Source organism: Hahnella aquatica (SeqCode) (assembly GCF_965194505.1).
GTDB classification, from domain to species: Bacteria; Pseudomonadota; Gammaproteobacteria; order Burkholderiales; family Burkholderiaceae_A; genus Hahnella; species Hahnella aquatica.
Genome location: NZ_OZ239144.1, coordinates 1205291 through 1229723 on the forward strand (window position 1 = coordinate 1205291; position 24433 = coordinate 1229723).

20 protein-coding genes are annotated in these 24433 nt (G+C 65.3%); 9 read left to right on the top strand and 11 right to left on the bottom strand.

Annotation, left to right across the window (positions count from 1 at the left end; translation table 11 throughout):
* Positions 1 to 17: 17 nt before the first annotated feature.
* The 7 genes from AC8GDA_RS06240 to bchF are packed head-to-tail and all read right to left on the bottom strand — an operon-like array spanning position 18 to position 10135.
* The gene (locus AC8GDA_RS06240; protein WP_506555670.1) at positions 18 to 1448 is read right to left on the bottom strand and encodes a BCD family MFS transporter; all 1431 of its coding nucleotides are present in this window, start codon (positions 1446 to 1448) and stop codon (positions 18 to 20) included.
* Entirely contained in the window at positions 1445 to 2155 is a 711-nt protein-coding gene (gene bchM / locus AC8GDA_RS06245; protein WP_506555671.1) for a magnesium protoporphyrin IX methyltransferase, read from the bottom strand. Before bchM ends, AC8GDA_RS06240 begins: the two co-directional genes overlap by 4 nt.
* Entirely contained in the window at positions 2155 to 3063 is a 909-nt protein-coding gene (gene bchL / locus AC8GDA_RS06250) for a ferredoxin:protochlorophyllide reductase (ATP-dependent) iron-sulfur ATP-binding protein (RefSeq protein ID WP_506555672.1), read from the bottom strand. The genes bchM and bchL overlap by 1 nt, the downstream gene beginning before the upstream one ends.
* Positions 3060 to 6833, bottom strand: a complete 3774-nt coding sequence (locus AC8GDA_RS06255; RefSeq protein WP_506555673.1) for a magnesium chelatase subunit H — start codon at positions 6831 to 6833, stop codon at positions 3060 to 3062. The genes bchL and AC8GDA_RS06255 overlap by 4 nt, the downstream gene beginning before the upstream one ends.
* Complete coding sequence (gene bchB, locus AC8GDA_RS06260) at positions 6823 to 8364, bottom strand: ferredoxin:protochlorophyllide reductase (ATP-dependent) subunit B (protein ID WP_506555674.1); 1542 nt, start codon at positions 8362 to 8364, stop codon at positions 6823 to 6825. The genes AC8GDA_RS06255 and bchB overlap by 11 nt, the downstream gene beginning before the upstream one ends.
* The gene (locus tag AC8GDA_RS06265; protein WP_506555675.1) at positions 8361 to 9632 is read right to left on the bottom strand and encodes a ferredoxin:protochlorophyllide reductase (ATP-dependent) subunit N; all 1272 of its coding nucleotides are present in this window, start codon (positions 9630 to 9632) and stop codon (positions 8361 to 8363) included. Before AC8GDA_RS06265 ends, bchB begins: the two co-directional genes overlap by 4 nt.
* Entirely contained in the window at positions 9629 to 10135 is a 507-nt protein-coding gene (bchF, locus tag AC8GDA_RS06270; RefSeq protein ID WP_506555676.1) for a 2-vinyl bacteriochlorophyllide hydratase, read from the bottom strand. The genes AC8GDA_RS06265 and bchF overlap by 4 nt, the downstream gene beginning before the upstream one ends.
* Positions 10136 to 10310: 175 nt before the next feature.
* Here bchF and AC8GDA_RS06275 point away from each other — a divergent pair, with 175 nt between their 5' ends.
* From AC8GDA_RS06275 to AC8GDA_RS06295, 5 genes are read left to right on the top strand one after another with little or no spacing between them, the layout of a single operon-like run.
* The gene (locus AC8GDA_RS06275) at positions 10311 to 11141 is read left to right on the top strand and encodes a cobalamin B12-binding domain-containing protein (RefSeq protein WP_506555677.1); all 831 of its coding nucleotides are present in this window, start codon (positions 10311 to 10313) and stop codon (positions 11139 to 11141) included.
* Positions 11128 to 12537: a transcriptional regulator PpsR gene (gene ppsR / locus AC8GDA_RS06280; RefSeq protein ID WP_506555678.1), complete on the top strand. Its 1410-nt coding sequence runs from the start codon at positions 11128 to 11130 to the stop codon at positions 12535 to 12537. Before AC8GDA_RS06275 ends, ppsR begins: the two co-directional genes overlap by 14 nt.
* 11 nt (positions 12538 to 12548) lie before the next feature.
* Positions 12549 to 13244 (top strand): spheroidene monooxygenase, encoded by a 696-nt coding sequence (locus tag AC8GDA_RS06285; RefSeq protein WP_506555679.1) that lies wholly within the window; start codon positions 12549 to 12551, stop codon positions 13242 to 13244.
* Positions 13241 to 14782 carry a 1-hydroxycarotenoid 3,4-desaturase CrtD gene (crtD, locus tag AC8GDA_RS06290; protein ID WP_506555680.1) on the top strand — a complete coding sequence of 514 codons (1542 nt, stop codon included), beginning with the start codon at positions 13241 to 13243 and terminating at the stop codon, positions 14780 to 14782. The genes AC8GDA_RS06285 and crtD overlap by 4 nt, the downstream gene beginning before the upstream one ends.
* 38 nt (positions 14783 to 14820) lie before the next feature.
* Complete coding sequence (locus tag AC8GDA_RS06295) at positions 14821 to 15666, top strand: carotenoid 1,2-hydratase family protein (protein WP_506555681.1); 846 nt, start codon at positions 14821 to 14823, stop codon at positions 15664 to 15666.
* On the opposite strand, the gene AC8GDA_RS06300 is transcribed toward AC8GDA_RS06295, so the two are convergent.
* Positions 15597 to 16658: a phytoene/squalene synthase family protein gene (locus tag AC8GDA_RS06300; protein WP_506555682.1), complete on the bottom strand. Its 1062-nt coding sequence runs from the start codon at positions 16656 to 16658 to the stop codon at positions 15597 to 15599. The genes AC8GDA_RS06295 and AC8GDA_RS06300 overlap by 70 nt on opposite strands.
* A complete protein-coding gene (locus tag AC8GDA_RS06305) occupies positions 16659 to 18179 on the bottom strand; it encodes a phytoene desaturase (protein WP_506555683.1) in 1521 nt (506 codons plus the stop codon).
* A 71-nt stretch (positions 18180 to 18250) separates the two neighbouring features.
* Here AC8GDA_RS06305 and chlG point away from each other — a divergent pair, with 71 nt between their 5' ends.
* Genes chlG through AC8GDA_RS06325 form a run of 4 tightly spaced genes read left to right on the top strand, consistent with a single transcriptional unit; the run spans position 18251 to position 22227 of the window.
* Positions 18251 to 19156, top strand: a complete 906-nt coding sequence (gene chlG / locus AC8GDA_RS06310) for a chlorophyll synthase ChlG (protein ID WP_506555684.1) — start codon at positions 18251 to 18253, stop codon at positions 19154 to 19156.
* Positions 19153 to 20529, top strand: coding sequence for a BCD family MFS transporter (locus AC8GDA_RS06315; RefSeq protein WP_506555685.1), 1377 nt, complete (start codon positions 19153 to 19155; stop codon positions 20527 to 20529). Before chlG ends, AC8GDA_RS06315 begins: the two co-directional genes overlap by 4 nt.
* A complete protein-coding gene (locus tag AC8GDA_RS06320) occupies positions 20522 to 21736 on the top strand; it encodes a geranylgeranyl diphosphate reductase (protein ID WP_506555686.1) in 1215 nt (404 codons plus the stop codon). Before AC8GDA_RS06315 ends, AC8GDA_RS06320 begins: the two co-directional genes overlap by 8 nt.
* Complete coding sequence (locus AC8GDA_RS06325; protein WP_506555687.1) at positions 21733 to 22227, top strand: TspO/MBR family protein; 495 nt, start codon at positions 21733 to 21735, stop codon at positions 22225 to 22227. The genes AC8GDA_RS06320 and AC8GDA_RS06325 overlap by 4 nt, the downstream gene beginning before the upstream one ends.
* Positions 22228 to 22334: 107 nt before the next feature.
* On the opposite strand, the gene pufC is transcribed toward AC8GDA_RS06325, so the two are convergent.
* The gene (gene pufC / locus AC8GDA_RS06330; RefSeq protein ID WP_506555688.1) at positions 22335 to 23387 is read right to left on the bottom strand and encodes a photosynthetic reaction center cytochrome PufC; all 1053 of its coding nucleotides are present in this window, start codon (positions 23385 to 23387) and stop codon (positions 22335 to 22337) included.
* Between the two features lie 13 nt (positions 23388 to 23400).
* Positions 23401 to 24411 carry a photosynthetic reaction center subunit M gene (pufM, locus tag AC8GDA_RS06335; protein ID WP_506555689.1) on the bottom strand — a complete coding sequence of 337 codons (1011 nt, stop codon included), beginning with the start codon at positions 24409 to 24411 and terminating at the stop codon, positions 23401 to 23403.
* Between the last annotated feature and the right edge of the window lie 22 nt (positions 24412 to 24433).

Below are 24433 nucleotides of genomic sequence, written 5' to 3' on the forward strand. Positions count from 1 at the left end.
CTTCTCAGGTTGACAAATCAGCTGGGGAATTCAGCCAATCCAAATTTCTGCTCATGGCGGCCCACCAACTGCCGCCGATACACCAGGGGGCCCATGGCGACCAACGTGATGAACAACATCAAAAGCTCGAGGTGGTAGACCACCCCATAGCCCACTGCAGCGTTGTCGAGTGCGGGGCCCAAGACACCGCCCATGGCCAGTTCGGTGAAGACATCTCGTAGGCCACCGCCCAGCGCAATCGCAATGCCGGTGCTTGTGGCATAGACCGCACCCCAGGCGCCAATGGCCAGCCCGGTGAGGCCGCCCTCTTCGAGTTGGAGGGCTGCAGTGAGCGTGCCAATGGAGAAGAGGCCACCCCCAAACCCAATGAGCACGGTGCCCACGCGAAAGAGCAATTCAGACTGGAATGGGTTGGCGAAGATGACCAGCGAGAAGGCCACCACGCCCACCAGTGCCCCCACCGAGGCCACCAAGGTGGGCGAGAGGCCGCGTTGAATCAGGGTTGCCGCACTCAAGAAGGCCGCCAGTGCGCCGCCGGCCATCAGCGCCGTGAGCGCGGTGGTTTCTGCCACGCTCAGGCCCAGCACCTCGCCGCCATAGGGCTCGAGGATGATGTCCTGCATGGCAAAGGCCATGGTGCCCAGAGACAAGGCCACCAGAAAGCGAAGGTTTCCCGGTGCGCCCACAAAGACCCGCCAGGCCTTCCAGAAGACCGGCCGCTCATCGGTGCGGCGCGTGGCCGACGGCCGACGGGCCTCTTGCTTCCAGAGGGCCACCAGGTTGAGCAGCAGGCCCACAAAGGCCGCGGCCTGAACCACTTGAATGAGGCGGAACTTGGAGAAGTCTTGGAGAAACACACTGAAGACCAGGGCCGAGACCAGCATGCCCACGAGCAGCATGGTGTACATGAGGGCGACCATGCGCGGCCGTTTCTCTTTGGAGACGAGGTCGGAGGCGAGTGCCAGGCCTGCGGTCTGAACCGTCTGCATGCCCAGGCCCACCAGCAGGAATGCGAAGGCTGCGCTGGCGGGGCCGATCCAGGCGGGCCAATGGGTGTCGCCCGAGAGCAGGATGAGCGAGAACGGCATGATGGCCAGGCCACCAAACTGCAGCAGGCTGCCCGTCCAGATGTACGGCACGCGGCGCCAGCCAATGGCCGAGCGATGGGTGTCGGATCGAAAGCCCACCAGGGCCCGAAAGGGGGCCACCAGCACCGGCAAGGCCACCATGCTGGCCACCAGCCAGGCGGCCACGCCGAGTTCCACAATGAGCACGCGGTTGAGCGTGCCCACCAAGAGCGCTGTGGCCAGACCCACCGACACCTGAAAGAGCGAGAGGCGCAGCAGCTTGAAGAACGGCAGGTCCGCGCTGGTGAGGTCTGCAAACGGCAGGTAGCGTGGGTCGATCTGAGACCATTTGCGCGGTGAGAGCAGTTGAAGCCAGATCATCTGCGCACGAGCTCCAGGGCCTGTGAGGTATAGAAGCCACGCGAGACACGTTCGGTGCGGCCAATGCGCCAGCCGTCTTGGGCGAGGGAAGAGGCCGCAATCTTGCGCATCAGCCACTGCGGACGCACCGGCACGATGGCCGGTGAGCGATCACCGCGGGGGAAGAGCCGGCCAGCCCACATCATGGCCATGAGCAGCGGGCTGCTGGGCGCGAAGGTGACCACCATGGAGCGGCGCACGCGTGGGCCGATGGCCTCGAGCGCACGAAGGGCCTCGGTGGGGCCGTAATGAATGAGGGAGTCCATGGCCACAAGGTGATCGAAGCTGCCCAGGCTCGGCTCGAGCATGTCGCCTGCGAAATAGGTGATGCGGCCCGGCAGGTCCGCGGGCATGCGCTCGCGGGCCAAGGCCACCAGGGTGGGCGAGAGGTCGACGGCCGTGACGACCGCACCCGCGCGGGCCAGGTCGGTGGCGAGCAGGCCCGTGCCACAGCCGGCATCCAAGACCGAGGCGCCCGCCTGCACACCCACCCACTGGCCGATGAGTGCGCGCATGGTCTCGCGGCCTTCACGAACCGTCTTGCGGATGCCACTGACCGGCGCATCGGAGGTGAGCCGCGCCCATGCGTCGGCCGCAGTGCGATCGAAATACTCCTCGATCTCGCCGCGCCGCGTGAGATAGGCCGCGTCTCGCACCGAGGTGTTCATCAATCAAACCCCAGCAGATCAAAAATTTCCCGGTCCTTGAGCGCCTCGGGCGCCAAGGGGTCGGTGCCGGCCCAGAGTGAGGCGGCCAGGCGGAGGTATTCCTGCTGAACCGCCTCGAGCTCGGGCGAAGGCTCCATCTCAAAGAGCGTGGCCTTCTTCAGGCGGCTGCGGCGAATCACGTCGAGGTCGGGGAAGTGGGCCAGGCGATTGAGGCCAACCCGGTCTGCGAAGCGATCGATCTGGTCGGTCTGGGCGCTGCGATTGGCAATCACGCCGCCCAGCCGCACCTTGTAGTTCTTGGCCTTGGCATTGATGGCCTGCACGATGCGGTTCATGGCAAAGATGGAGTCGAAGTCGTTGGCCGCCACGATGAGGGCGCGGTCGGCGTGCTGCAGGGGTGCGGCAAATCCGCCGCAGACCACATCGCCCAGCACATCGAAGATGACCACATCGCTCTCATCGAGCAGGTGATGCTCCTTGAGCAGCTTGACCGTCTGGCCCACCACATAGCCCCCACAGCCCGTGCCCGCCGGCGGGCCGCCCGCCTCCACACACATCACGCCGTTGTAGCCCTCGTAGACAAAGTCTTCAATGCGCAGCTCTTCGGTGTGAAAGTCGACCGACTCCAGGACATCGATGACCGTGGGCATGAGCGACTTGGTGAGGGTGAAGGTGGAGTCGTGCTTGGGGTCGCAGCCAATTTGAATGACACGCTTTCCGAGTTTGGAGAAGGCCACCGAGAGGTTCGAGGAGGTGGTGCTCTTGCCAATGCCCCCCTTGCCATAGACGGCAAAGACCTTGGCATTTCCAATCTTCATGTTGGGGTCGAGCTGGACCTGCACACTGCCCTCGCCATCGGGCGGGCCGGGGCGTCGAATTTCTGCAAATGGCACGGTAACCGTGTTCATACGGGTGCTCCTTGGTAGATGCCCTCAATGCGGTCCTCGAATGCCTCGCCTGCTTCACGCAGGGCATTCAAGGTCTGTTCGTCTGGTGTCCAGTAGGACCGATCTGACGCTTCCAATAGCCGGCCGGCAAGCTTGGCCGATGCGGCGGGATTGAGCTCTGCGAGTCGCTCCCGCATGACGGGGTCGAGCAGGAATGTCTGGGTGAGTTGCTGGTAGACCCAGGGCTGCACCTGGCCCGTGGTGGCGCTCCAGCCCATGGTGTTGGTGAGATGGGCCTCGATCTGGCGAACCCCCTCATAGCCGTGCTCGAGCATGGACTCATACCACTTGGGGTTGAGCATTCGGGTGCGGGTCTCGAGGCCCACCTGCTCGGAGAGGGTGCGCACCACACCGCTGCCGGTGGTCTGGTCGCCGATGTAGACCATCGGGTCTTGGCCACCGCGGGCCTTGCGCACGGCGCGGCTCACACCACCCAGGGTGTCGAAGTAGGTGTCCACCGTGGTGACGCCCACCTCCATGCTCTCAAGGTTCTGATAGGCCAGGGTGACATGGCCGAGCGCGGCCTGCAGCAGCTCGGGCTGGCTGCTGGGCCGGCCATTGCGGCCATAGGCAAAGCCCTTGCGCTTGGCGTAGCAGTCGGCGAGTTCGTCCTCGTCTTGCCAGCAGCCTTGCTCGATGAGGTGGTTCACATTGGCCCCGTAGGCGCCGTCTGCGTTGCCAAAGACGCGCAGGGCAGATGTTTCCAGGTCTGCACCGGTGGCCTGCATGTGGGCGAGCACATGCTTGCGCACGAAATTCAGGTCGGTGGGCTCATCGGCCGAAGCCGCCAAAAAAGCCGCCTCGGCGAGCATGCGGATCTGCAGTGGGAGCAGGTCGCGGAAGATGCCCGAGAGGGTGAGCACGACATCGATGCGAGGACGGCCCAGCGCCTCCAAAGAAATGAGGCTCGCGCCGGCCAGCCGCCCGAAGCCATCGAAGCGGGGCTCTGCGCCCATGAGGGCCATGGCCTGCGCAAGCGGGCTGCCCTCGGTCTTGAGGTTGTCGGTTCCCCAGAGCACCATCGCAATCGACTCTGGCATGGGATGGCCCAGCTCCTGATGCCGCGCCAAGAGCTTCTCGGCTTGCTGCTGGCCATCGACCCAGGCGTAACGGCTGGGCATGCGGAAGGGGTCGAAGCCGTGCACATTGCGGCCCGTGGGCAGCACCTCGGGGGTTCGCAGGAGATCGCCCCCGGGGGCGGGCCGAACGAAGTTGCCATTCAAGGCCTCAAGCAGGGCCGCAACCTCTTGGTTGTGCTGCAGGGCGATGTTGATCTGAATGAGCTGCTCGAGCAGGCTGCGATCGGTGTCGCGGCTGCCGACATGGACGAGCGCAGCCGAGAGTGCCTGCTCGGCGGGCTGCTCGAGAATGGCGGCCACGGCATCGGACCAGCCCTCCATGGGCTCCAAGGGCCGATGGGCCCGGGCCATGGCGAGCAGGACATCGGCCCGCTGGCTTGCGTTCATGGCACGGCCCAGGACATGCAGGCCCTGGGGAATGAGCGTGTGCTCGAGCTCGTGGAGCTGCTCGGTGAGCCGAAGCACGGCTGCCGCGGTGGCCTCACCCTCAGAGCTGAACTCAAACTCCAAGGCCTTGGCCTGCTCCGCGATGACCGGCATCAGGCGCGCACGCTCTTGGTCTTCAGTGGGCGAGAGGCTGCGCCAGCGATCGAGGCTCTGCTTGAGTTCGGAGAGCCCACGGTAGAGGCCCGCCTCGGTGACGGCCGGCGTGAGGTAGCTCACCAGCGTGGCCGAGGAGCGGCGCTTGGCAATGGTGCCCTCGGACGGGTTGTTCGAGGCGTAGATGTAGAAGTTGGGCAGGTCTGCAATGAGGCGATCGGGCCAGCACCGGCCAGAGCTGCCCGCCTGCTTTCCGGGCATGAATTCGAGGGCGCCATGGGTGCCGAAGTGCACCACGGCATGGGCCTGAAGGTCTTCACGCAGGTGGCGATAGAAGGCGGCAAAGGCATGGGTGGGCGTCATGTCGTGCTCAAAGAGCAGGCGCATGGGGTCGCCCTCCACACCAAAGCCAGGCTGCACCAGCACCGAGACATTCCCAAAGTTCATGCCCAGCACGAAGAGGCTCTTGCCATTGGTGAGCTGACGGCCAGGGGCAGGCCCCCAGCAGGCCTCGATGTCCTTGAGCCAGACTTCTTTCTTCAGATGGTCCTGCACCGAGATGCTCGCCAAGACATTGGCATCGGTGCCGTGGGCTGCGCGATTGCCATTCAAGAGCTGCTCACGAATGGCATCGCCCGAGGCGGGAAGATCGACCTGATAGCCCTGCCCCGCCATGCCCTTTAAGGTTTCATAGACCGACTCAAAGACCGAGAGGTGGGCGGCCGTGCCAACGCTGCCGCCGTTGGGCGGGAAGTTAAAGAGCACCAGGGCCACACGGCGGTCTTCGACCGGGGTCTTGCGCAGCGTGATGAGGCGGGCCACGCGGGCGGCAAGCATCTCTGCGCGCTCTGGGCAGGACACCATGTCCTGCGGGGTGGTGATGTCGTTGAACTCGCAGCCGCGGTGACAGCCCTGGCAGGCCTGGCCGCGAACACCGGGGCGACCCCCGAAGACGATGGGGCTGGTGGCGCCATCGAGTTCGGGAATGGCCACCATGATGGTGGTCTCGACTGGCATGAGCCCGCGGTTGGAGCCGCCCCAGTCGGCCAGCGACTGGAACTCCAAGGGATGGGCTGCCAGGTAGGGCACATTGAGCGTGGTGAGGATGTCTTCGGCGGCCTGTGCATCGTTGTAGGCCGGCCCGCCCACCAATGAAAAACCGGTGAGCGAGACCACGGCATCGACCACCACACGGCCGTCGCGCATGAAGAAGGCCTCGATGGCCGGGCGTGCATCCAGGCCCATGGCAAAGGCTGGCACCACGGTGAGGCCCTTGGCCTCGAGCGCGGCGATCATGCCGTCGTAGTGGGCGGTGTTGCCGGCCAACAGGTAGGAGCGCAGCATGAGCAGGCCCACGCGTGGCTTGGCCGTGGCGCGCATGCCAGGCAGACGATCGGCCTGGTCTGCAATGCGGCCCGCCATCTTCGGGTGATAGACGCCGAGGTCGGGGTATTCGATGGGCTCGGCCACCGGCAGCCGGCCCTGCCAGACCTGGCGCGGCCCAGTTGCATAGCGGTTGACGAGCATGCCGGCCAGGCTCTCCATGTTGGCGTCGGACCCACCGAGCCAGTACTGCAGCGAGAGGAAGTAGAGGCGGATGTCTTGGGCGGTGCCCGGAATGAAGCGAAGAATCTTGGGCAGTCGGCGCAGCATCTTCATCTGCGAGGCGCCCGAGCCGGAGGTTTCGCTGCGGCCACCCTTGGCGCCTTGGGTCTCACCGGGCCGCTTGCCACGCAGGCGCTTGAGCAGGGCCATCGGGCCCGAGGCGGGCTTGGACATGTCGAAGCGGCCCATGCGGGTGAGCTTGACGACATCCGGCGCCGACATGATGCAGATCAGGGCATCGAGGTCATCGCGACGGCGCTTGAGGTCATCGAGCACCGGCAGGAAGTGGTCTTCGAGAAAGAGCATGGAGACCAGCACCACATGGGCCGATCCAATGGCCGCCTTCACTCGGGCCAGGGCGGCCGGGTCTGCGGAGTATTCGGATGCGGCATGCATGTCCAGGTGCAGGCCAGGGTGCTGACGGGCCAAGCGCGCTGCGGCCATCGCAGTGGCCGAACTGAGATGGGTGTCCATGGTGACGATCACCAGACGCATCTCATCTCGCATAGTGGGCCTTTGCCTCGTAGAGGGTGTCTTTGGTGATGCGCGCCAGGCCTTGCTCGCTGGCGAAGGCCTCGGTGTTGCGCTTGGCCTTTCCGCGCACGAAGAAGGGAATCTTTCCGAGTTCACGCTCGGCCTCGGGGTCCCACTGAACCGAAATGGGGCCAGACGCAGGGGCTACACCACTTCCAGCACCCAAGTGCGACGCCGTGGCCGACTCGTGGAATTCAAAGTCGTCCTTGAACATGCCGAGCAGGTGCTCCTCCAAGCCCATCATGAGCGGGTGAACCCAGGTGTCGAAGAGCACATTGGCGCCCTCGTAGCCCATTTGTGGGGCGTAGCGGGCTGGGAAATCTTGGACATGCACGGGGGCGGAGATGACCGCGCACGGCATGCCGAGCCGCTTGGCAATGTGCCGCTCCATTTGCGTGCCGAGCACCAGGTCGGGTGCGAGCGCGGTGATGGTGGCCTCCACCTCCAGGTAGTCGTCGGTGATGAGGGCCTCCAGGCCATGGGATGCGGCCGCGGCCCGAACCTCGCGGGCCAGTTCACGTGAGTAGGTGCCCAGGCCCACCACCTCAAAGCCCATCTCGTGGGCCGCGAAGTCGGCTGCGGCCATGGCGTGTGTGGCATCGCCAAAGATGAAGACGCGCTTGCCCGTGAGGTAGGTGGAGTCGACCGAGCCGCAGTACCAGTCGGCACGGCCCCGTTGTGAGGCTCGCGCCTTGGCCACCCAGGACTCGGCCTGCTCGGGCACGCCGGCCAGGCCCGCAAGCTCCCGAATGAAGGCCTCGGTGCCACGCATGCCAATGGGAATGCAGCTGGTGTGCGGCTGGCCGTGGCTGCGCTTTAGGTAGCTCGCCACCGGCATGGCCGTTTCCGGGTAGAGCACCACATTGAAGTCGGCCATCGGCAGGCGGCGAATGTCGTCGGGCGAGGCCTCCCAAGGGGCCACCACCTGCACACGGATGCCGAGCATCTCGATGAGCCCGCGCACCTCGGTGAGGTCGTCACGGTGACGAAAGCCCAGGCCCGTGGGCCCCAAGATGTTGCAGGTGGGTGCAGCCGCGTTGGCCGGCCGGCTCGTTGCAGGCTGGCCTGCGAGCAACTGACGAACAACCTGATAGAAGGTCTCGGCCGCGCCCCAGTTCTCCTTCTTCTGATACGAGGGGAGTTCCAGCGGCACCACGGGGATGTCCAGGTTCAAGGCCGCCGACAGGCCACCCGGGTCGTCTTGAATGAGCTCGGCCGTGCAGGAGGCCCCCACCAGCAGGGCCTTGGGCGCATGGCGTTCCACGGCATCGCGAACGGCCGTTTGAAAGAGTTGGGCGGTGTCTTTGCCGAGGTCGCGGGCCTGAAAGGTGGTGTAGGTGACGGGCGGGCGCTTGTTGCGACGCTCGATCATGGTAAAGAGCAGGTCGGCGTAGGTGTCGCCCTGGGGTGCATGGAGCACGTAGTGGACATCGCGCATGGCGGTGGCGATGCGCATGGCCCCCACATGGGGTGGCCCTTCGTAAGTCCAGAGGGTGAGTTTCATGCGAGAAGCCCTCCAAGGCGGCGACGGCGATCGAACGGGCGAGCAAAGAGTGCGGCGAGGTCTGCAGCCTGATCAAAGCCATGCACGGGGCTAAAGACCAATTCAATGGACCACTTCGTGGTGATGCCCTCGGCCTCCAGGGGATTGGCCAAGCCCAGGCCACAGACCACCATGTCGGGCGCGGCCGCCCGGCAGCGGTCGAGCTGGCGGTCGACATCCTGGCCTTCGGAGAGTTGCACCGCAGGGCCCAAGGCGGCCAGCTCGGCCGCCATGATCTGGCGGTTGAGGTAGGGCACGCCCACCTCGACAACCACCATGCCGAGCTCTTCTTGGAGAAAGCGAGCCAGTGGGATCTCCAACTGAGAATCGGGGAAAAAGAAGATGCGCTTGCCGGCGAGCACCTCACGGTGATGCACGAGACTCTTTCGGGCCCGCGCGAGGCCCGGTGCGATGGCGGCCTCGACCTTCTCGGTGGGGCAAGAGAATTCGGCACCAATGTCGCGCAGCCAGCGCGCTGTGCCCTCGCCCCCGAAGGGAAAGCCCGTGGCCACACGGCCAAGCCCACGGCCTTCGAGGACCCGGGCGGTGTCATTTAGAAAGGGCTGGGCCAGCACAAATTTCGTGTGGGGCCCGACCACCGGCATGCGGTTGGACCGCCTTGGGGGCAGGCAGGCCACCGACCCCAGGCCCATGGCCTGACAGCACTCGGTGAGCTGGTCTTCCACGACATCGGGCAGGCTGCCCACGATGAGCAGGTCTGCCGCCGCCTCGCCTGCGGAGGCCAACGACATGTCGGCCGCCAGCCCTGCCAGGCAGGCGTCTTCGCCCTGGGTGAAGGTGGTCTCGATGCCACTGCCCGAGTAGTGCATGACCTTGGTCTGGCCACGATGGGTGAGATCGAGCCGCTGGGCCGCGCGCTCCAGGTCGAGCTTGATGACCTCGGAGGGGCAGGAGCCCACCAGGAAGAGCAGCTTGATGTCGGGCCGCCGCGAGAGCAGCTGGGCCACCACGCGGTCGAGCTCTTCGTTGGCATCGGCCAGGCCGGCCAGGTCGCGGTCGTCGATGATGGCTGTTGCAAACCGCGGCTCGGCAAAAATCATCACGCCCGCGGCCGACTGAATGAGGTGTGCGCAGGTGCGTGAGCCCACCACCAGGAAGAAGGCGTCTTGTATTTTTCGGTGCAACCAAATGATGCTGGTGAGGCCACAAAAGACCTCGTGCTGCCCGCGCTCGCGCAAGACCTCGAGCGGCAGCAGCGGGGCATTCATCCCATGACCTCCTGGCCCATGTGCACGGACTGCTCGCGCCGGGCCAGGCGAAGCTTGTAGAGAAACTGCGCGGCGTTGATCACGTAGGCGGCGTAGGCCGCCAAGGCCAGCCAGAGCTGCGCCTCGAGGCTCAGCCACTGCTCGCCGAGGAACCAGGCCACCACGGCGGCGGTATGAAGGCCGATGACCAGCATGCTCACCATGTCTTCCCAGAAGAATGGGCGTGCAAACAGGTACTGGCCAAAGACCACCTTTTCCCAGATGGCGCCCGTGACCATGATGGCGTAGAGGGTGAGGGTTTTGATGACCACCGACCAGCCGGCCCACTCGGCGCCTTCGGATGTCATGAGGGTTCGCAGCACCAAGACCAGGCTGACCAGGAAGACCACAAATTGAATGGGCGCAAGAAGGCCTTGAACGAGTGTCCAAGGGGTTGCATCGCGCCGGGCCCGTTCCTCACGGCTATAGACAAGGCCCGCCTGTTCCACGACCCAATCCGACATATTTGGAGCTCCTGTCAACGACTTGCACTGCCACAGGAACGCACTCTAGGACGACCCCTCAAAAATGTCAATTTTATTTGACATCAATTTAAATTGACAAAGACAAAATGGCGGCGCATAGTCCGTCTAGGCCATCCAAAGGGCCATCGAGCCGATCACAGGGGAAGGAGCCCCCATGTCATCCAAAACATCTGTTCAATCCGAGCCCGAGACCTTCCTCACCCTGCTCACCCAGGAGGTCATCCCTCGCCTGGTGCTGCTGGAGCAGCCCCAGGCCGCGCCGATGTCGCAGGGAAGCCTTGGGGCCGCCGCAGTGCCCACACCTGTCGATGGCCCCCGTCGCGATCAGGCCGATGCCCTGGCGAGCCTGGCCGCCGCGGGCGACTTGGCTGGCTGCGAGGCACTTGTTCAAGGTGAGATGGCCCAAGGCCTGCGCACCGACGCCGTGTTCCTGTCTTTGATTCAGCCCGCGGCCCGACTCCTCGGCGAGCGGTGGGTGAAGGACACCTCTGCATTTACCGATGTCACCATTGGGCTCTGGACGCTACAACATGTGTTCTCACAACTGCTCGACCAATTTCATGCCGACACCGCCCCAACGGACCGGGGCCCGTGCCTCTTTCTCTGCACTGCCCCGGGCGCGCATCACCGCCTGGGCCTGCGAATGGTCGGTGCCTTCTTCGCCCGCGCGGGCTGGTCGGTCATCACCCACGAATCCAGCGAAGAGCCCGACCTCCTCGAGGCGGCCGCAGCATCCGGTGCCGACATGATTGGCCTGTCCTTGGCCACCGAGCACGACATGCGGCTTGCACCCGCCCTCATTGCCCGACTTCGGCAGGTCTGTCGTAAACAGCAGCCGGCCATCATGATTGGTGGGGCCGCCATCGAGGTCTTTGCCGCGCAGGCCGCTGCCTGCGGTGCAGACCTGGTGTCGGGCGATGCGCCCGAGGCCGTGGCCGCCGCCCAACAGTTTCTCAGCCAGCGAGGTCACCATGGGACGCATTGAAGGCGCACGCGGCGAGATGCTCGGCCTCGACGCCCAGGCCACCGCCGCACTGGTCGAGGCCGCCGCAGATGTGGCGCTCATTCTCGACTCAGAAGGTACCGTTCGCGATGTCGCCGCCAGTGCCGAATCCTGGACGGCCAACGCCTTTCGGGCCTGGATTGGCCAGCCGTGGGAGAGCCTGGTCACCTCCGAGAGCCGGCCCAAGGTGCGCGAAATGTTGTCGCTCGTCGGCTCCGGCGAACCCAACGCGCGGTGGCGTCACATCAACCAGTTGCAGCCCGACGGTGTCGAGGTGCCCATCCTGTTCTCGCTCGTGCGCATCGCACCCGATGGGCGCATGGTGGCCATTGGCCGAGACCTGCGTCCGCTGGCCGCCTTGCAGGGCCGCCTCATGGAGGCCCAGCAGCTCATGGAGCGCGACTACAGTCGGCTGCGCCGCCTGGAGAACGAGTACCGCACCCTCTTCGATCTCATCCGCGACCCGATCCTGATCGTGCGCGCACGCGACCATGTGGTCATGGAATGCAACCGCGCTGCGGGCTTCTTCTTTGGCCAGGATGTCGCCTCGCTCAAGCAGACCGTCTTCGATCAGCTCATTGCGCCCGCGGCGGCCAGCGCCACCACCATGCTGCTGCAGCAGGTCAGCGGCTCGGGCCGCGCCAGCGAGACTGAGCTCACCTTTGCCAATGGCCAAGTTCGCGCGCGCACGGCCGTCTCCTGCCTGCGGCAGGAATCGGACACCGTCTTCCTGGTTCGCATCGAGCCACCCAATGGCCTGCCCTCCTCGCCCGAGGATGCCTCGGTCTTGGAGGCCCTGCGCCGCGTGAGCGATGGCCTGGTCATCACCGACAACAAGGGCGTCATTCGGCATGCCAACCCTGCCTTCCTGGATCAAATCCAGGCTGCACACACGGGCCAGATCATCGGGGAATCGCTCAACCGATGGCTCGGCCGCGCCAACACCGATTTATTGGTCATGATCAACAGCCTGGCCCAAGGTGGCAGCGTGCGGCTCTTCTCCACGCAACTGATCAGTGAGTCTGGGCTGAGCGTGCCGGTGGAACTCTCGGGCGTGAGCTTTACCCTGGGCCCCGAAACCTTGCTGGGCTTCATGGTGCGCGACGTCAACCGCCGACTCGACAGCACGCCCGAAACCTCGAGCCCCGTGGGCCGCAGCGGGGCTGACCTGGCCGCGCTCGTGGGCCGGCTGCCGCTCAAGGAAATTGTGGGCGAGACGGTCGACCTCATCGAGAAGCTCTGCATCGAGGCCGCCCTTCGGCTCACCAAGAACAACCGGGCATCGGCCGCTGAGATGCTCGGGCTGTCTCGCCAAAGCCTCTACGTGAAGCTGCGTCGTTTTGGCATTGATGGGCCCGACGCAGACGCGGGCGACTAACCGACTTCACGGTGGCCGGCCGCGAGACCCTCGTTCTGGCGCTCGCCAAGTGGCAGACAGTTGCCAAGGGCTGGGGCTTGGCCCGACTGGTGCTGGGCGCCCTGCCCCATCGCAAGCCCAACGGCCTTCGCTTTGAACGCTTCCTGGGCAGTGGCCATGAGGGCGGCTTTGGCCTCTCGCCCGGCTGGGATCGCTTTGGCTACCTGGGCCTCTTCGAGACCGAGGCACAGGCCCACGACTTCATCGACCATTCACCACAACTGCAGTCGTATCGCGACCATGCCGATGCACTTCGAGTGCTGAGCCTGCAGGCCTTTTCCAGCCGCGGCCAATGGGGCGGCGTGCCCATTCCGGTGTCGGCCGAGGCCCCCGAGGCCAACAGCCGAATGGCCTCCATGACCCGCGCATCCATCCATTGGCATCGCGCACTCGCCTTCTGGTCGAAGTCGCCTGCAGCCGAGGCCGACCTCGCAAGGGCCGAGGGCTGCGAACTCGCCGTGGGCCTGGGTGAAGCCCCCTTGGTTCGGCAGGCCACCTTCAGCATTTGGTCGAGCCAGGACGCCATGACCCAGTACGCGCATTCCGGCGGGCATCAGGCCGCCATCGCGGCCGCCTACGGCGAGCGCTACTTTTCAGAGTCGGCCTTCATTCGGTTTCGAATTCTGCGTGACATCGGGCAGTTGAGCACGGCCAACACGCCTGCATGAGCGCGCGTTCGGTGCTCATCGTTGGGGCCGGCATGGGTGGGCTCGCGGCTGCCGTGGACCTCGCCCGCCAGGGTGTGCAGGTCACGGTGCTCGAGGCCCATGCAAGGCCCGGCGGAAAAATTCACCAACGCCAGGCCGGCAGCAAGTGGATCGATTCCGGCCCCACGGTCATCACCATGTCGTGGGTCTTTGAAGACCTGCTCGCGGCCGCGGGCCTTCGCCTCTCGGATGTCGTGACGCTCTCGCCCCTGCCGATCATCGCACGGCATGCCTGGTCGGCCTCTGAGTGGCTCGACCTGCACGCCGACCCCAAGGCCAGTGAGCAGGCCATTGCAGAATTCTCCGGTGGCGCGGCGGCCGCACAGTTCCAACGCTTCATGGCCGAGACGCGCGCGCTCTACTTTCAAATGGAGCAGGCCTACATGCGCAGCAGTCGGCCCAGCCTGATGTCGATGGGTTCGGCGCTCGGCCCGCGGGGCCTGGCCCTGCTCGCCAGCATTGGGCCCATGCAGAGCCTCTGGACGAGCCTGGGCCGCCACTTCCAAGACCCACGCCTGCGCCAACTCTTTGCACGCTATGCCACCTACTGCGGTGGCTCACCATGGCTGTCGCCCGCCACCCTCAGCCTCATTGCATTTGTGGAGACCTGCGGCGTTTGGCGCGCCGAAGGCGGCATGCAGGCACTCGGCCAGGGCATGGCCAAGGCCGCCCAAGGCCTGGGGGCACAGATTCGCACCAGCCAGCCCGTGGCGCGCATTCTGGTGGAAGGCGGCCGTGCCGTGGGCGTGGAGACCGCACAGGGCGAAACCCTTCGGGCCGATGCCGTGGTCTTCAATGGCGATGCCGCAGCCCTGCGGGAAGGCCTGCTTGGCGAGGCGGTGAAGGCCAGTGTGCAGCCTGCGGGTGTGGTGCCAAGGTCGCTCTCGGCCATGACCTGGGCCATGGATGCCAGGCTCTCCGGCCGGCCGCTGGACCACCACAATGTTTTTTTCCAGCCCGACTACGACCAAGAATTCGCAGATGTCTTCGATCGGCAACGGCTGCCTGCCACGCCCACGATTTACATCTGCGCCCAAGACCGCGGCGCGCAAATGCCGGATGACGGGCAGGCCGAACGGCTGCTGATGCTCATCAATGCGCCCGCCATTGGCGATCGGCCATCGGCCTTTCCCGAACAGACCATCGACCAGACTTTTGCGAGACTTCAGAGGCAACTTGCCGCATGCGGCGTTGAACTCGAGACCCAGCCGGAGACCACCACATGCACAACCCCTTCGCACTTTCACCAGCAGTTCCCGGCCACGGGCGGGGCCCTTTATGGCCGGGCACCCCACGGATGGATGTCTGTCTTTCAGAGGCCCTCGGCGCAGACACCGATCCCGGGGCTCTTCTTGGCGGGGGGCAGCGCGCACCCGGGGGCGGGGGTGCCCATGGCCGCCCTGTCGGGCCGACTGGCGGCCGCAACCCTGATGGCACACCTCGATTCGACCAGGCGGTCGGCCCGGGTGGTTATCTCTGGTGGTATGTCGATGGCCTGAGCGACTGCGGCCAGCATGGCATCACCCTGATCGCCTTTGTGGGCAGTGTCTTCTCGCCCTACTACCACTGGGCGCAGGCCAAGGCGAAGGCCCGCGGTGCGGTGGTCTCACCCGACAACCACTGCGCACTGAACGTGGCCATCTACAGCCCCGGCCAGAAGCGATGGACCATGACCGAGCGCAGCGCCGCCTGCGTGGACCGCACGGCCACACACTTTCGAATCAAGCACAGCCAGCTGCGCTGGGATGGGTCGAGCCTGGTGATCGACATTCAGGAGCACGGCATGCCCATTCCGTTTCCGGTGCGCGGCCAGGTGCGCATCTTGGCAGACCGGTTCTTTCATCACCAGTCGAACCTGGACGCCGAAGGCCGACACCGCTGGGGGCCCCTGGCCCCTGCAGCCCGCATCGAGGTGAACCTGGATGCCCCGCAATTGCGCTGGAAGGGCAGTGGCTATCTGGATTCCAATGAAGGCGATGAGCCTTTGGCATCGGCCTTTCATCGCTGGGATTGGCTGCGGGCGCCCTTGTCGGATGGCAGCGCGGCCGTGCTCTACGACATCGAACCGCTGGGCCAGGACGACCGGCTCATTGCCCTGCGGTTTCGACCCGATGGCCAGACCGAGCCCTTCGAGGTGGGTCCGCGCATGCTGCTCAAGCGCAGTGCCTGGGCCGTGAGCCGTGCCACCCGCACGGACCCCGATGGCCGTCGGCCGCGGCTGGCTCGCACCCTCGAGGACACCCCGTTCTATGTTCGTTCAGAAATTCGCACCAGCCTGCTGGGCGAGCGCGTGACCGCCATGCACGAGAGCCTCTATGCCCCTCGGCTGCGCTCTCCGGCGGTGCGTTGGATGCTGCCATGGCGCATGCCGCGCATCGACTGATGACGCCCCTCGAGCGTAATGAAAAGGTCGACCATCCAGCCCACTTTTTCGGAGACCGACCGAGGGGGCAGCTGGGCCATGCTGATGCCGGCGGCCTCCACTAGAAAATGAATGGACTCCAGCGGCTTGTGGCCACGGGGAATCCTGGGGGCCACCAAGAAGGCCGGCAGTGACTGTGCAATTCGGGCGAGCTTTTTTTGGCCCGAGACATGGGCCCGGTGGTCGATGGAATTGAAGCGGGCATTGCCGATCTCTCGGCCAATGTCGGCATAGATGTGGCGGGCCGCGAGAATGGCGGGCCGGCAGCCGCGCGGCAGAAACCACACGCCCTCTTCAGCGCGCCGATAGAGGGCATCGGCCGCGGACAAGAGCCGCGCCACCACACGGGCAATCTCGGGGCCGAAGGAGGGTTTGGCCAGCCAGGCATCGGGGTCCAGGCCTTCCTCACGCAGCCAGGTGCGAGGCAGGTAGAGCCGGCCCATGCGGGCATCCTCGCCCACATCGCGTGCAATGTTGGTGAGTTGCATGGCCACACCGAGTTCGCAGGCCCGTGCCATGGGGCGCGCCTCGCGCACCCCCATGACCAAGGCCATCATCGCGCCCACCGTGCCCGCCACCCGTGCGCCGTAGTCGCAGAGGGACTCGAGTGTCTCGTAGCGACGGCCCTGGGCATCCCACGCAAAGCCCTCGAGCAAGGCCAAGGGAATTCGCTTGGGCAGCCGATGCTTAAACACCACCTGGGCAAAGGCCTGGTCCTCGGCAATGGCCATGGGCTGGCCTGCATAAATGGCGTCGAGCCGCTCATGGAGCTCGGCCATGACCCGCGGGCTTGCACCCGACTCATCGACGGCATCGTCGGCCACGCGGCAAAAGCCATAGAGGTCGACGGCTGCGTCTCGAAAGCGCGGGGGCAGCAGGCGTGAGGCGGCATAGAACGACTTCGAGCCCTGGCGCATGAGGGCCTGGTTGGAGCCCTGCGGCGTGTGGTGCATCTAGGCGCCCACCAGGTGATGGTTGGCGGCCTGCGGAATGAGGGTGTCGAGTGCCTTGGCCGAGGTGAGCACCCCGGGAATGCCTGCGCCGGGATGGGTGCTCGCGCCCACAAGATAGAGGCCACGAAGCTCTTCGCTGCGGTTGTGCGGCCGGAACCAGGCACTCTGCAGCAGCACGGGCTCGAGGCCAAAGGCCGCCCCCTTGTGGGCCAGGTAGCGCGATGAGAAGTCATCGGGCGTCATGGTGAATGAGGTGACGATGTGGTCGGACAAGCCCGGCAGCACGGTGTCTTGCAGGTAGGCCTCGATGCGCCTGCGGTAAGGCTCGGCCTGGGCCTGCCAGTCGATGCCTGCATCTTGGTGCGGCACCGGCGAGAGCACATAGAAGGTGTCGCAGCCGGCAGGCGCCAAGGACGGGTCGGTGGCGGTGGGCCGGTGCAGATAAAGGCTGAAGTCGTCGCTGAGCACCTTGTTGTCGAAGATGTCCGTGAGCAGGCCCTCGTAGCGGGGGCCCAGCAGAATCATGTGGTGGGGAATGTCGTCGTATACGCGGCGTGTGCCGAAGTACCAGACGAAAAGGCTCATCGAGTAATGGGTGCGGGCGAGCTTTCGGTCCGTCCAGACGCGCCGCCGCTGGCTGGGCATGGCCCGCTCGTAAGTCCAGGCAGCATCGGCATTCGAGACCACGAGGTCTGCGGCGATGGTCTGGCCAGACTGCAGGCGCACCCCGGTGACCTTGCCGTTCTCACTGAGGATTTCTTGGACATCGGCGTTGTATCGAACCGCACCGCCTTGGCGCTCGAGCAGGCGCACCAGGCCCGAGACAATCGCGCCCGTGCCGCCCATGGCCGAGTGCACGCCGAACTGCCGCTCCAGCGAGAGGATGAGGCTATAGACCTGTGTGACCCGCAAGGGGTTGCCCCCGATGAGCAGGGGATGAAAGCTAAAGACCTGTTGCAGCTTCTCGCTCTTGAAGTGCCGCTTGGCCATGCTGAAGATGCTGCTCCAGGCGCGCATCTTGACCATGGAGGGCATGGCCGAAAAGAGCGAGCCCAGGGTTTCAAAGGGCACGGTGCCAAGCTCCTCGTAGCCGAGCCGGTAGCAGAGGTCGGCCTCCTTCATGAAGGCGTCGTAGCCGGCAACGTCTTCGGGCGAGAGCCGGGCCACCTCGGCCCGCATGGGGTCGGTGGCACCGGAGTAATCGAAGTGGCTGCCGTCGTGAAACCTTATGCGGTAAAAGGGTTTCATGGGGCGTAGGTCGACATCGCGCGACATGGTCTCGCCACAGAGGGTCCAGAGTTCTTCGAGCAGGAAGGGCGCCGTGATGATGGTGGGGCCGGCATCGAAGGTGAAGCCGTCTTGTTGGAAGACGCTGGCGCGGCCACCCGGGGCACCCAGGCGCTCGAGCACCGTGACCCGGTACCCTTTCACCGCCAGACGAATGGCAGCGGCGAGCCCACCGAATCCGCTGCCAATGACAACAGCGCTTGGCAGGCCTTGGTCCGGAAACGGACGTGTCATGGCATGGATCCCCTTTGTTGAAACTGTAACTTGCAATTGACGGTTGCGTTTGTCAAGTAGAGAATCAGGGCATGCCTGCCCTTCTGCGCCAACCCCTGCGTCCGCCGCTGTTTGCGTTCACGGAGCTGCTCAAGCCCATCACCTGGTTTCCGCCCATGTGGGCCTTTGCCTGCGGGGTGATTGCATCCGGTGTGGCCCTGCAAGAGAACTGGCTGCTCATTGCCATTGGCATCTTTTTGGCCGGGCCCATGGTCTGCGCCACGAGCCAGGCCATCAACGACTGGTTCGATCGCCATGTCGACGCCATCAATGAGCCCCACCGGCCCATCCCATCGGGCCGCATCCCTGGCCGATGGGGCCTCTACATTGCCGTGGTCTGGACAGCGCTCTCCCTGGCCGTGGCCAGCCTGCTCGGCCCCTGGGGCTTTCTGGCAGCCGCGCTGGGCCTGGTCTTGGCCTGGGCCTATTCGATGCCGCCGGTGCGGCTCAAACAAAACGGCTGGTGGGGGAACCTCGCCTGTGGCCTCTCCTATGAAGGCCTTGCCTGGATCACCGGTGCTGCCGTCATGGCCGGCGGGGCCATGCCCGAGGCCCGCTCGATTGTGCTGGCCATTCTCTACAGCCTCGGGGCCCACGGCATCATGACCTTGAACGACTTCAAGTCCATTGGCGGCGACCGCCAGATGGGCGTGCGCTCGCTGCCCGTACAGCTCGGCCCACAGGGCGCCGCGCGCCTGGCCTGCTGGGTCATGCTACTTCCACAGGTCTGTGTGGTGGCGCTGCTGGCCTGGTGGGGCGCCCCCGTGCATGCCCTGGCCGTGGCGGGCCTCATCCTGGCGCAGGCCGCACTCATGCGTCGGTTTTTGCAGGCCCCCATCGACCGCGCCCTCTTCTACAGCGGCGTGGGTGTGCCCCTCTATGTGAGCGGCATGATGGTGAGCGCCTTTGCCCTCCGCGGCCTGGGTGCCGGCGCATGAGGGTCGCCACGCAGGCATCCAATAGCCACTTCGGCTGGGGCTCCATTGCCCGGCTCGGCCTGGTGCAGGCCTGCATTGGTGGCGTGGTGGTGCTGGCCACCTCCACCTTGAACCGCATTCTGGTGGTCGAACTCGGCCTGGCCGCGATCATCCCCGGCCTGCTGGTGGCGAGCCACTACGTGGTGCAACTGCTGCGCCCCCGCATGGGCTTTGGTGCCGATCAGTCCGGCTGGTGCACGCCCTGGATCCTCGGCGGCATGCTGCTTCTGAGCGCGGGCGGCTGGCTGGCGGCCTGGGGCACCACGCTCATCCCCGATGGCCAGGCCTCGGGCTTGGCCGTGGTGAGCATGGGTTTTCTCTTGATTGGCGTGGGCGTGAGTGCCTGCGGCACCTCCGTGCTCACCCTGCTGGCCAAACGCACCCTGCCCACCCGCCGTGCGGGCGCGGCCACGCTGGTCTGGATGATGATGATTGCGGGCTTTGCCATCACGGCCGGCACCGCCGGCCAACTGCTCGACCCATTCACCCCTGAGCGCCTGCTGCAGGTGGCCGGTGGCGTCACGCTCTTGGCCAGTGCCATCACAGCCATGGCCCTCATTGGTCTGGAAACTCGCGCACCCCACCAGACCGATCTCACCACCGATCTCACCGCCGCACAGCAACCCCCCGTTCGATTCCTCACCGCCTTGCGCGAGGTGCTGGCCGAGCCCGCCACGCGGCAGTTCACTTGGTTCGTGGCCATCTCCATGCTCGCCTTCAGCGCCCAAGACCTCATCCTCGAGCCCTTCGCAGGCCATGTCTTTGGCATGAGCCCCGGGGCCACCACGGCGCTCTCTGGACTGCAGCACGGTGGCGTGCTCGCGGGCATGCTGCTGGTGGCGGCCGCTGGCAGTGGCCGCATCTTTGGCCGCCGCCTGGGTTCACTCTCCTTCTGGACGGTCTCCGGCTGCCTGGTCTCGGGCCTGGCCCTGCTGGGCCTCACCATCGGTGGCCAGGTGGGCCCCGGCTGGCCGCTCAAGGCCAATGTCTTTTTGCTCGGCGCCGCCAATGGCGCCTTCTCCATTGCTGCCATCGCGTCGATGATGCGTCTGGCCAGCGAAGGGGCCGGCGCCCGCGAAGGCACCCGCATGGGTGTCTGGGGTGCGGCCCAGGCCATTGCCTTTGGGCTGGGCGGCATTCTAGGCACCAGCCTGTCGGACATCGCCCGCTGGGTGGTCGATGACCTCGGTACCGCCTACGGCGTGGTCTTCCTGCTCGAAGCACTGTTGTTTGTGGTGGCGGCCCAGCTCGCCCGATCCATTCGTGAGGCGCCGCCCGCGCCCGCTGCCCCGGCCTTGCGGCCGCCCCAAGAAGGAGATGCCTGCCATGCCTGACTACGACGTTGTTGTGATTGGTGGAGGCCCCGCAGGCGCCACCGCGGCCGATGACCTGGCACGCCTTGGCCACCGAGTGCTGCTCGTGGACCGCGCAGGCCGCATCAAGCCCTGTGGTGGTGCCATTCCACCCCGTGCCATTCGTGACTTTGAGATCCCAGACCACCTGCTCGTGGCCAAGATTGGCTGTGCGCGAATGGTCTCGCCCGCCGACAAGCGCGTGGACATTCCCATTGAGAACGGCTTTGTGGGCATGGTGGATCGCGAGCACTTCGACGAATGGCTCCGCGACCGCGCCGAAGGCCATGGGGCCGAGCGCTTCTCGGGCCAGTTCTCCTCGCTCATCGACACGCCGGATGCCGAGGGCTACACCCAGATCGATCTCATCGCCAAGGCCTCCGACCAGGACGAGGCCCAGTTGCGTCAGGTGCGGGCGCGGTTCGTGATTGGTGCCGATGGCGCCAAATCGAAGGTGGCCCAGCGCCACATTCCACGCTCCAACGAGGGCAAGTTTGTGTTTGCTTACCACGAGATTCTGCAGACACCCGACCCGATTGTCTGCAAGGCCCAGGGCATCGACTACGACCCCATTCGTTGCGATGTGATCTACAACGGCAGCATCTCGCCCGACTTCTATGGCTGGGTCTTTCCGCATGGCAACCACCTGAGCGTGGGCACCGGCAGCATGGACAAAGGCTTCTCATTGCGCCATGCCACGAGCCGCCTGCGTGCCCTGGCGGGCCTGGCCGATGCGCCCACCATTCGCCAGGAAGGCGCCCCCATTCCCCTCAAGCCACTGCCCATTTGGGACAACGGCCGCCAGATTGTTCTGGCCGGCGATGCCGCAGGCGTGGTGGCACCCGCATCGGGCGAAGGGATTTACTACGCCCTGCTTGGCGGGCGGCTCGCAGCCGAGGCCGTGCATGAGGCCCTGCTCACCCACTCGCCCGCGCCGCTGGCCAGCGCCCGGCGCCGGTTCATGAAGGAACACGGCCGAGTCTTCTGGGTGCTGGGGCTGCTGCAGCGGTTCTGGTATGGCAACGACAAGCGACGCGAACAGTTCGTGAAAATCTGTAAAGATAAGGATGTGCAGCAGCTCACATTCGACTCCTACATGAACAAGCGACTGGTCCGCCGCAAGCCCATGGCTCACCTTCGAATCTTCTTTAAAGATTTGGCGCACCTGCTCGGCTTTGCCCGAGCATGACGCCAGTCGAACAGCCCACCCACAAGCCCACCACCCGCATCGTCCTCGTTGCCGCCCTGCTGGCCGTTGCGGTGGCCGGCACGGGGGGTTCGCTCACCATTCTGGATGACTGGTATTTCAGCCTGAACCAGCCCTGGTTCAAGCCACCGGACTGGGCCTTTGGCCCTGCCTGGACCATCCTCTTTGGCCTGATGGCCTGGTCGGGTGCGCTGGGCTGGGCGGCCAGTGATGGCCAGGCCACGCGCCGCAAGCAGCTCATCCTGCTCTGGACGGCCAATGCCGTGTTCAACATTGGCTGGAGTCTGCTCTTTTTCTTTCTCCAGCGGCCCGAGCTGGCCCTCATGGAAGTTCCGCTGCTCTGGGCCTCGGTGTTCATGCTCATTCGGCACAAGCGGGCCTATGCGCCCAAGGCCGCCATGCTGCTCTGGCCATATCTGGCCTGGGTCACACTGGCTTCGGCCATCAACCTCGGCGTCGTGGTGCTCAACTAAAAAAAGTGCCACCGGCGATGATCGCGGGTGGCACCGAACCGAGTTCCCGGCGGGGGACACCGAGAATCGGATCACACTCCTGGAGAGGAGGTGCTTTCGTTATGTCCTTATTTCGGTTTCACCAGGGCCGAGGCCAATGAACCGCCGCTGCTGCTGCCTGCGAGTTCGGGATGGCTCTGGAGCATCTGGGCACCATAGAGGGGCTTGTTCACGCCCTGGTGGCAGGTGGCGCAGTTCACCTTGGCAATGTCGCCCGTGGGCCCAAGGCGGTTTGGCGGATGAATCGGGGCCAGGCCCGCGATGTACTCGTTGTTCACCTCACGCACCATCCGAATGCCGTGCCAGGCGGTGACCCGCTGCGGCGGACTCTGGGACCAGTCGTGCATGGCGCGCGTGTTGTGGCAGAAGGTGCAGTTCACGCCCAGGCCGTCGGACATGTGCATCATGAGGGCGTATGTCCACTCGGTCTGCTTGATCGACTGACGATTGCCGGTGGGCAGTGCCGTGGTACCCGCCACCCGAATCTCTTTGTCCTGCAGCAGGAATGGGGTGAAGGGATCGTAAGGCAGTGAGGTGTTGGCATTGGCCTCCACACCCGCCCGGTTCTGGCCGGAGTCGTTGCCCAGCAGGCGCCCGGCAATCTGGGCGTCGGGCTCGGTGAACCAGCGCTTGGTGGGCAGGTTCTGACCACGGTGGCAGGTGTAGCAGGTCACGCCGGTATCGCCCACGTGGGCCTGCCACTTGCTGTTGATGGTCTGCGTCATTTGGGTCATGCGCCGGGCCACAATTTTGGTGTAGAGGCCATCGTCGGCAAAGTTTGCCACGTTGTGACAGTAGGCACAGCCCTGCTCGGGTGCGACCCAGAGGGTCATGGCCACCATGAGCCGATTGAACTCATTGACGGTGAGGCCTCCGAGCACCTGCACGTTTTTGTAGACGTTCTTGGCCAGGGGGCCACCCTTCTCGGCTGGATCCAAGGCGGCTGGCGCCTGGTTGGCCGCCACGAGCTTGGCCTCCGTGCGCGGGTTGGTGACCTTCTCCATGCCCGTGCCGCGGTAGCCGATTTGGTCGACATCCACCGGGGGACGTTCGCAGCCCGTGAGCAGAAGGGTGAGGCCCACCCCCGCCAAGAGCGACCGCGTGAAATGTGTCGAAATCATGGGAGAGGCTCCTTTATTGTGCGGGGGCGACTGCAGGCATTGCTGCGGGCGCAGCCACTGGCAGGGCTGGGTCGATCACGGGGCCCCAGATGGCCGGATAGGCCGGAGCCACGTGGTGCTTCACGGCCCAGAGGTACCAGTTGTCCACGACCGTGCCGGTGAGCAGGATGCCGATGCCACCGGTGACGCAGGTGAGCACTGCAAACCACCAGGCCCAACGGTGAATCGATTCCATCGTGGCGTTAAAGCCCATCGTCCAGCGCCAGAAGAGGCCAGCGCGCTCCGAGGCGGTGCCGCGGTCGACGATCTGCTCGATCTCGCGCTCGCCGCCGTAGCGGCTCACGGCCAGGATGGTGGCGCCGTGCATGGCAAAGAGCAGCACCGATCCATACAGGAAGGCAATCGAGAGCATGTGGAACGGGTTGTAGAAGAGGTTGCCGTAGCGCAGTGAGAAGGCCGTCGTCCAGTCGAGGTGCGAGAAGATGCCAAAGGGCACGGCCTCACCCCAGCTGCCCATGAGCACGGGGCGGAAGAAGCCCAGCACCAGGTAGAGCCAGATGGCGCCAGCGAAGGCCCAGGCCACGTGGGTGCCCATCTTCAACTCGACCGCTCGCCGGTAGGTGCGAACCCACCACAGCAGAATGGACACCGTGATGAAGAAGCCAGAGAAGAGCCACCAGCCGCCCTCATTCAGGGGCGGGATGGACAGGCCATAGGCGGGCGGTGGGGGGTCCACCGAGAGCCAGAAGAGTTGCCGCACGAACTCGATGGGGCTGTAGTTCACCTGCACCAGGTAGTTCCAGCCAATGGCGGTAAAGCCGATCAGGAAGAAGATGATCGATGCAATGCCGGTAAAGCCCAGGTAGATGGGACCGAGTTGGGCATTGCCCAGGCGCCCCGCGAGGTGCCAATGCCAAGGGCCGCCCATGCGCTCGCGGTTGTCGCGCGGGCGATCGAGCGGCACACCCATGTAACTCGGTGCCTCGACCTGAACCTGCGTGAAGAGATTTTGATATTCAGCCATGTTTATTCTCCGGGGTCTGAGC

What these genes read in the sequence shown, in the direction of transcription:
- AC8GDA_RS06265 (WP_506555675.1), bottom strand. Translation starts at nt 9,632, where the DNA reads ATGAATGCCCCGCTGCTGCCGCTCGAGGTCTTGCGCGAGCGCGGGCAG.
- AC8GDA_RS06300 (WP_506555682.1), bottom strand. Translation starts at nt 16,658, where the DNA reads ATGCACCACACGCCGCAGGGCTCCAACCAGGCCCTCATGCGCCAGGGC.
- AC8GDA_RS06320 (WP_506555686.1), top strand. Translation starts at nt 20,522, where the DNA reads ATGCCTGACTACGACGTTGTTGTGATTGGTGGAGGCCCCGCAGGCGCC.
- pufC (WP_506555688.1), bottom strand. Translation starts at nt 23,387, where the DNA reads ATGATTTCGACACATTTCACGCGGTCGCTCTTGGCGGGGGTGGGCCTC.
- AC8GDA_RS06240 (WP_506555670.1), bottom strand. Translation starts at nt 1,448, where the DNA reads ATGATCTGGCTTCAACTGCTCTCACCGCGCAAATGGTCTCAGATCGAC.
- chlG (WP_506555684.1), top strand. Translation starts at nt 18,251, where the DNA reads ATGCCTGCCCTTCTGCGCCAACCCCTGCGTCCGCCGCTGTTTGCGTTC.
- AC8GDA_RS06315 (WP_506555685.1), top strand. Translation starts at nt 19,153, where the DNA reads ATGAGGGTCGCCACGCAGGCATCCAATAGCCACTTCGGCTGGGGCTCC.
- bchF (WP_506555676.1), bottom strand. Translation starts at nt 10,135, where the DNA reads ATGTCGGATTGGGTCGTGGAACAGGCGGGCCTTGTCTATAGCCGTGAG.
- ppsR (WP_506555678.1), top strand. Translation starts at nt 11,128, where the DNA reads ATGGGACGCATTGAAGGCGCACGCGGCGAGATGCTCGGCCTCGACGCC.
- AC8GDA_RS06255 (WP_506555673.1), bottom strand. Translation starts at nt 6,833, where the DNA reads ATGCGAGATGAGATGCGTCTGGTGATCGTCACCATGGACACCCATCTC.
- AC8GDA_RS06325 (WP_506555687.1), top strand. Translation starts at nt 21,733, where the DNA reads ATGACGCCAGTCGAACAGCCCACCCACAAGCCCACCACCCGCATCGTC.
- AC8GDA_RS06305 (WP_506555683.1), bottom strand. Translation starts at nt 18,179, where the DNA reads ATGACACGTCCGTTTCCGGACCAAGGCCTGCCAAGCGCTGTTGTCATT.
- bchM (WP_506555671.1), bottom strand. Translation starts at nt 2,155, where the DNA reads ATGAACACCTCGGTGCGAGACGCGGCCTATCTCACGCGGCGCGGCGAG.
- pufM (WP_506555689.1), bottom strand. Translation starts at nt 24,411, where the DNA reads ATGGCTGAATATCAAAATCTCTTCACGCAGGTTCAGGTCGAGGCACCG.
- AC8GDA_RS06275 (WP_506555677.1), top strand. Translation starts at nt 10,311, where the DNA reads ATGTCATCCAAAACATCTGTTCAATCCGAGCCCGAGACCTTCCTCACC.
- bchB (WP_506555674.1), bottom strand. Translation starts at nt 8,364, where the DNA reads ATGAAACTCACCCTCTGGACTTACGAAGGGCCACCCCATGTGGGGGCC.
- crtD (WP_506555680.1), top strand. Translation starts at nt 13,241, where the DNA reads ATGAGCGCGCGTTCGGTGCTCATCGTTGGGGCCGGCATGGGTGGGCTC.
- bchL (WP_506555672.1), bottom strand. Translation starts at nt 3,063, where the DNA reads ATGAACACGGTTACCGTGCCATTTGCAGAAATTCGACGCCCCGGCCCG.